General features: G+C 67.5%; 6 protein-coding genes and 3 pseudogenes. 5 read left to right on the forward strand and 4 right to left on the reverse strand.

The window, feature by feature from the left end; all coding sequences use genetic code 11:
• Both ACZ7HQ_RS44505 and ACZ7HQ_RS44510 read right to left on the reverse strand, forming a co-directional pair.
• Positions 1 to 390: pseudogene (locus tag ACZ7HQ_RS44505) on the reverse strand (IS6 family transposase); the annotation flags it as partial.
• A gap of 78 nt (positions 391 to 468) precedes the next feature.
• Positions 469 to 624, reverse strand: a complete 156-nt coding sequence (locus tag ACZ7HQ_RS44510) for a hypothetical protein (protein ID WP_471003101.1) — start codon at positions 622 to 624, stop codon at positions 469 to 471.
• A gap of 12 nt (positions 625 to 636) precedes the next feature.
• Between ACZ7HQ_RS44510 and ACZ7HQ_RS44515 the strand changes: the two genes are divergently transcribed.
• From ACZ7HQ_RS44515 to ACZ7HQ_RS44530, 4 genes and pseudogenes are all read left to right on the forward strand, one after another.
• Positions 637 to 1296, forward strand: a complete 660-nt coding sequence (locus ACZ7HQ_RS44515) for a transposase (RefSeq protein WP_471003104.1) — start codon at positions 637 to 639, stop codon at positions 1294 to 1296.
• Positions 1232 to 2390 (forward strand): annotated as a pseudogene (locus ACZ7HQ_RS44520) (IS30 family transposase). The gene ACZ7HQ_RS44515 and the pseudogene ACZ7HQ_RS44520 overlap by 65 nt, the downstream one beginning before the upstream one ends.
• 24 nt (positions 2391 to 2414) lie before the next feature.
• A pseudogene (locus ACZ7HQ_RS44525) lies at positions 2415 to 3167 on the forward strand (IS256 family transposase); the annotation flags it as partial.
• A gap of 41 nt (positions 3168 to 3208) precedes the next feature.
• Positions 3209 to 3859, forward strand: a complete 651-nt coding sequence (locus ACZ7HQ_RS44530) for a recombinase family protein (RefSeq protein WP_471003107.1) — start codon at positions 3209 to 3211, stop codon at positions 3857 to 3859.
• Between the two features lie 113 nt (positions 3860 to 3972).
• Here the strand turns inward: ACZ7HQ_RS44530 and ACZ7HQ_RS44535 are convergent, their stop codons facing one another.
• Both ACZ7HQ_RS44535 and ACZ7HQ_RS44540 read right to left on the reverse strand, forming a co-directional pair.
• Positions 3973 to 4881 (reverse strand): hypothetical protein, encoded by a 909-nt coding sequence (locus ACZ7HQ_RS44535; RefSeq protein WP_471003110.1) that lies wholly within the window; start codon positions 4879 to 4881, stop codon positions 3973 to 3975.
• A 192-nt stretch (positions 4882 to 5073) separates the two neighbouring features.
• A complete protein-coding gene (locus ACZ7HQ_RS44540; protein WP_471003112.1) occupies positions 5074 to 5256 on the reverse strand; it encodes a hypothetical protein in 183 nt (60 codons plus the stop codon).
• Between the two features lie 191 nt (positions 5257 to 5447).
• On the opposite strand from ACZ7HQ_RS44540, the gene ACZ7HQ_RS44545 reads away from it, so the two are divergent.
• Positions 5448 to 5669 (forward strand): hypothetical protein, encoded by a 222-nt coding sequence (locus tag ACZ7HQ_RS44545; protein WP_471003115.1) that lies wholly within the window; start codon positions 5448 to 5450, stop codon positions 5667 to 5669.
• Positions 5670 to 5848 lie beyond the last annotated feature (179 nt).

Below are 5848 nucleotides of genomic sequence, written 5' to 3' on the forward strand. Positions count from 1 at the left end.
TCACCCGGGGCAGGGTCCCGGTGCCCTTGAGGAGCTTGCGGAAGAAGCGCTTCGCGGCCTTGGTGTCGCGCTTGTCGGTCACGAGGATGTCCAGCACGTTCCCGTCCTGGTCCACCGCGCGCCATAAGTACCGCAGCCGGCCCTTGACCTTGATGAAGACTTCGTCTAGATGCCACCGGTCATCCGGGCGGGGCTGCCGGCGGCGTAGGCGGGGCCGAACCGCTCACACCACAGCCGGATCGCCTCGTACGACACCTGGATGCCACGCTCGAACAGCAGCTCTTCCACGTCGCGGAAGGACAGGGGGAAACGGTGGTACAGCCAGACCGCGTGCGCGATCACCTCCGACGGGAACCGGAAGCCCTTGTACGACGGCGCAGCACTATCCACCAGCAGACCCCTCCCACGACGAGCTACACCAAGATCATCGCACCCCGCCCCTCAACTTGATAACACCTCGTGTTCGCCTCAGTACAGGGCCTCGCCCATCGGGGAGTTGTCGCCGACGATGTAGGCGCGGATCGAGGCCAGATAGGCATCGCGGCCGACCAGGCCGTCACCGTCGGCATCCAGCGCGTCGAACGCGGCGGGGAGTGTCCAATAGACGGCGGATCCGATGATCAAGGAGACGCCTGAATGAGCGAGACCATCACCCAGCACGGGGCCGCGGAGGAGCCGGTAGTCGAGTCGGCCGCGGACGCAGTGTCGGACGAGCAGTTGATCGCGATGCTGGTCGACCGTGCCCGATCTGACGGGCTCCAGCTGACGGGTGAGGGTGGGCTGTTGCAGCAGGTGACCAAGCGGGTGCTCGAGTCCGCCCTGGAGGGCGAGATCACCGATCACGTCGGCTATGACAAGCACGACGCGGCGGGCCGGGGCAGCGGCAACAGCCGGAACGGCACTCGGTCGAAGACGGTGCTGACCGACGTCGGCCCGGTCGAGGTGAGGGTGCCCCGTGAGACGGCCGGCACCTTCGAGCCGCAGATCGTCCGCAAGCGGCAGCGGCGCCTGACCGGTGTCGACGAGATGGTGCTCTCACTGTCCGCGAAGGGCCTCACCCACGGGGAGATATCGGCCCATTTGGCCGAGGTGTACGGGGCGGAGGTCTCCAAGCAGACCATCACCACGATCACGGACAAGGTGGTGGAGGGCATGACGGAATGGCAGGCCCGCCCGCTGGACCGCGGGCGGTTTCCATCGGTGATTGCGACTCCTGGAAGGAGTCCGTCCGATGCCGAAGTATCCGCCGAATCGCTTGCCGCTGTCGGTGCCGAAGCAGTACTTCGAACTGAGTAGAGGTGGTCTGAAAGGGGCAGCCGCTGCCCGGCATGTGGGCGTATCGACGAGCTGCGGGTCGGTGTGGTTCATCATGGCTGGACGCATGCTGCTGCCCGACAAGCCCATCGATGAACGCTACCTGACCCAGGACGACCGGATCGCGATCGCCCAGGGCCTGCTCGCCGGCCGCACGGCTGCGGCGATCGCCCGGGAGATCGGCAAACACCGCTCCACCGTCTACCGGGAGATCTCCCACGGCCGCGGTCCCGAGGGCACCTACAACCCCTGGTGGTCACACAACCAGGCCATCCTGCGCCGGCGCCGCCCGAAGCCGGAGAAACTCCGTGCGAGCCCTCAGCTGCGTGACTTCGTCAACGACAAACTCAAAGAGCGCTGGTCACCGCAGCAGATCACCCGGTACCTGGCCCGCACCCGGCCCGGACAGCCGGCGATGAACGCCTGCCCGGAGACCATCTACCGCGCCCTCTACAACGGGCTACTGGACAAGCGCACCCGCCCGGCTGCGCAGTCGGCGCACCCGCCGCAAGAAGCAGCGCCGGGGCATACCCATCAAGAACGCCATCCCGCACATGCGCCCGGTCCACACCCGGCCCCGGGAAGCCGACGAACGCCGCAGGGCCGGGCATTGGGAAGGAGACCTGATCGTCGGCAAGGAGCAGGCATCCGCGATCGGTACGCTCGTCGACCGCGCCACCCGCTACGTCCGCCTCATCCACCTGCCCCACGGCTGGAAAGCCCCGCACATACGCGACGCGCTCGTCGAGCAGACCACCGACCTGCCCGCCTCGCTGCGACGCACCCTCACCTGGGACCAGGGCCGCGAACTCTACCTCCACGAGCAGATAGAGGACCTGACAGGATTCCGGATCTACTTCTGCGACCCGCACAGCCCCTGGCAGCGCGGCACCAACGAGAACACGAACGGGCTGCTGCGCGAGTACTTCCCAAAAGGCACCAGCCTCACCTGCTACACCGCCCGCGACCTCGCGCAAGTCGAACGACAACTCAACGAACGCCCCCGTCACGTCCTGGGGGACCGCACCCCCGCCGAGGCCATGAGACGCTGGTCAAGGCAACTCGCCTACCGCTGATTCGCAACGATCAGTGGAAACCGCCGCGTCTATCCGGTCGTCTTCGTGGACGCCATCAACGTTAAGATTTGCGACGGCAAGGTCGCTAACCGTCCCATCTACGTGGCTATGGCGGTCAGGGTCGAGGGCACTCGCGGCATCCTGGGGATCTGGGCCGGCGACGGCGGCGAGGGCGCCAAGCACTGGCTCCAGGTCTTTACAGCGCTGAAGAATCGGGGAGTTGAAGTTGTCCTGATGCTGGTCTGCGACGGGCTGAAGGGTCTGCCGGACGCGGTCGAGACAGTCTGGCCGCGAACTGTCGTGCAGACGTGCATCGTTCACTTGATTCGCAACAGTATCCGCTACTGCGCCCGCCAGGACTGGGACAAGCTCGCCAAGGACCTTCGCCCCGTCTACACCGCGCCGAGCGAGGCCGCCGCGACCGAGCGGTTCCTGGAGTTCTCCGAGAAGTGGGGCGCTAAGTATCCGGCCGTGATCAAGCTGTGGTCTGACGCCTGGGCCGAGATGGTGCCTTTCCTCTCCTTCGATGTCGAGATCCGCAAGGTGATCTGCAGCACGAACGCGATTGAGAGCGTGAACGCCCGCATCCGCAAGGCCGTGAGGGCCCGCGGCCACTTCCCTTCGGAGGCTGCCGCGCTGAAGTGCGTCTATATGGCGCTGATGTGCCTCGACCCGACCGGCAAGGGACGGCGCCGCTGGACGATGCGCTGGAAGGCACCACTGAACGCCTTCCAGATCGCCTTCGAAGGACGCCTCACCCCCACCACCAGCCACTGACCCTCAACCAACCAAGATCAGCCGTTGATTGGACACACCCGGTGCTCGATGCCGAGATCCGCATCGGCGACGCCCGGGTGTCCACAAGGCAGCAGGAGATCCAGTCCCAGATCGACGCCCTCAAGGCGGCTCACGTCCACCGCCTGTTCCACGAGCACGTCAGCACTCGCGTCCGTGAGCGCCCCGAGATGAAGGCCGCCCTCACCGCCGCCCGTGAGTACCGGGCACTGGGGGCGAAGGTAACGCTCGTCGTGCACGAGATGAAGCGGCTCGGGCGCGGAGCCCTGGAGCTGTTGAAGGTCGCCGAGGAGCTGAGGGACTCGGGGATCGAGCTGGAGTTCCTGACCGGCCCCCTTCAGGGCAAGCATGACCCCGCCGGCTACGGGGCCGCCCTCTTCGCCTTCTTCGCCGCCATGGCCGAGGCCGAGCGCGACTACATCCGGGACAAGACCCTGGAAGGGCACGAGACCGCGCGGGTCAAGGGCAAGGCCATCGGCGGAGTGAAGGTGACCGACCCCGACATGCTCGCGATGGCGCTGCATCTGCGAGAGCAGAAGTTGAGCCTGCGGGAGATCGCCGCCCGGCTCGTCATCACCAAAGGTGCCAAGAAGGGCCAGCACCCCTCGCCCGCCACCGTCATGCGGATGCTGCACGAACACGACGAGAAGGCCGCCACGGCGGCGAGCGCATGATCGGCCCGCTACTTTGCGGCCGGTGTCTGAGCTAGGACTCCGCGGCCAGAGGGCGAGCCCAGCCCCGGTCGAACCAGTTAGACCCAACAGGTCCGACCGGGGCTGACGTGTGCTTACCGGATCACCGTCGAGATCGCCCCTGACGAGGCGCATTGGGCGGAGCAGTACCGGGCGGGCACATTCGCCTCAGGGACGAGATACAGGGTGGCCCCGCACACGCAGAGGCCGCCGGCCAGCTTACGGATGCGGGCGGCGGCGGACCTGGCCCTCGCCTTCAGGAGCAGGTGTTCGTTGTCGATCGCGTGACGGATGGCCGTGGCTTCTGCGTCGTTGAGGTAGATGTCGTCGATCAGATTAGGGTCCCCGTAGCAGCACTCGACCAGCTTGGCGGCGACCTTGGAGAATGCTCCCTGGGCGACAGCGGCCGCAATCAGCGCGTCGCCCTGGTCCCCCGCATGCGCGGCGGCCGGAGTGCTCTCGAACTCCTGCCGACGGTCGTTTCCCCACGCCCAGGCCATCTTGGCGAGTTCCGTCTCGGAGCGTTCGGCGAGATGCTGGCGCTCGCAGTACGGGATCAAGGCTGCGGCGACCGGGCGACACTTACACCCCGGGATGAGGCACAGCTCGGTGACCCAGTCGTCCTGGGACAGCAGGAGCTGGAAGCGGCGACCGCCGCACGCCACCACCACGGCGCTGAGGCCGTCGCGTGACTCCACCGTCATCTCGGCGGACAGCCCCATCGTCGCGAGGTCGCCGGTCAGCAGCAGGACCGACTTGTACGGCACGGGGCCGCCCAGCAGCGCCGAGTCGAACATGCGCGGTGCCCACTCGGCGTCGACCTCGGGGTGGTCTCCTGTCCACTCGGGGGAGGTCGTGCACTCGGCGAGCAGGTCCCGCAGGGAGAACGCCGTCGGCGAAGCGCCGACCGTGGTGGCCTGGCGGAGGGCGGCGGTGTACTTGGCACCGGTCTCGCGCTGCGCCGCACGGGCGCGCTGAGCAGCGGTGCTCTGGTTACGTCGCATCGGTCTTCTCCGACTCGACGGGCACGCCCACGCCGCCCGTCGACGAAGAGATGCAACGTCAGGGGCGTCGCGGGCCCCGTAGGACCTTGGCCGATCGCGGGACGACAGCGTGGGTATCGACCTGCGGCGGGCGGCGGTGCGCGTCCAGCCGAAGGCACCGTAGCGCAACGCTAAGTTCATGGAGAAGAAGGCCTAGGTGGCGGCGAGCGCGTCCTCCAGTTGGCGCAGCACGAGCAGTGCTGGCCGCATGCTGGAGGTGTCGGTGGACTTCAGGACCGCCGTCGCCGGATCGAGGACGCCGACCGGGCGCCCGCTCCGCGCAGACTCCGGGATCTCGCGCAGCGTCGCTCTGAAGGCCGACCCGGCACAGTGCATCCGGGCCAGTCTCTCGTCGGCTCCAGCACGGTGGACTACTCCCCGAGCCCGGTGCCACCGGTCCGGCTGCTTGCCGACACAAAGCGCGTGTCGCCGCCGTCGGCCGGGAACTCTGCCCTCTGGTCCGTCTTCTGGTCCTTGCTACCCGTCAGGACAGGGCGGGACGGTTCACCGAAGGGGACTCCGGCGCCGTGGCCAGGCTCATCCCCCAGGATCTCGGCCAGCTCCCGGTCTATGTCGCGAACCGCGTCTGCGAACCGGTCCAGGGCGGCGACGCGTTCGGCCGGAGCGTCCTCGCGTACCTCGGAGACAGCGCGCTGTGCGGTGTGGCCGAGGTCTTGGATGGCACGTCGCCCCGGGGAGTCGTCACGGCCGGCGTTGGCCAGCCGTTCGACGCACGGCATCCCAGATGACACGCCCGCCTCGTACGACCCGGGGTGCGCGTTGCCCAGACGCCTGAAAAAGTATGATTTGTGGCATACCGGATTGCGGCCGGCCTAGAGGTTGTCCCGTAAGCCCTGGCCAGGGGTGAGATGATCTTGGCGTGAGTGGGGTGATCACGGCGTCGGAGCCTGGCTGGATCGGGCTGTTC

Source organism: Streptomyces sp. NPDC037290, from assembly GCF_055603245.1.

Bases quoted from the DNA above. Each gene is read 5' to 3' on its own strand.
- ACZ7HQ_RS44515 (WP_471003104.1), top strand. From the start codon at position 637: ATGAGCGAGACCATCACCCAGCACGGGGCCGCGGAGGAGCCGGTAGTC.
- ACZ7HQ_RS44535 (WP_471003110.1), bottom strand. From the start codon at position 4,881: ATGCGACGTAACCAGAGCACCGCTGCTCAGCGCGCCCGTGCGGCGCAG.
- ACZ7HQ_RS44540 (WP_471003112.1), bottom strand. From the start codon at position 5,256: ATGCACTGTGCCGGGTCGGCCTTCAGAGCGACGCTGCGCGAGATCCCG.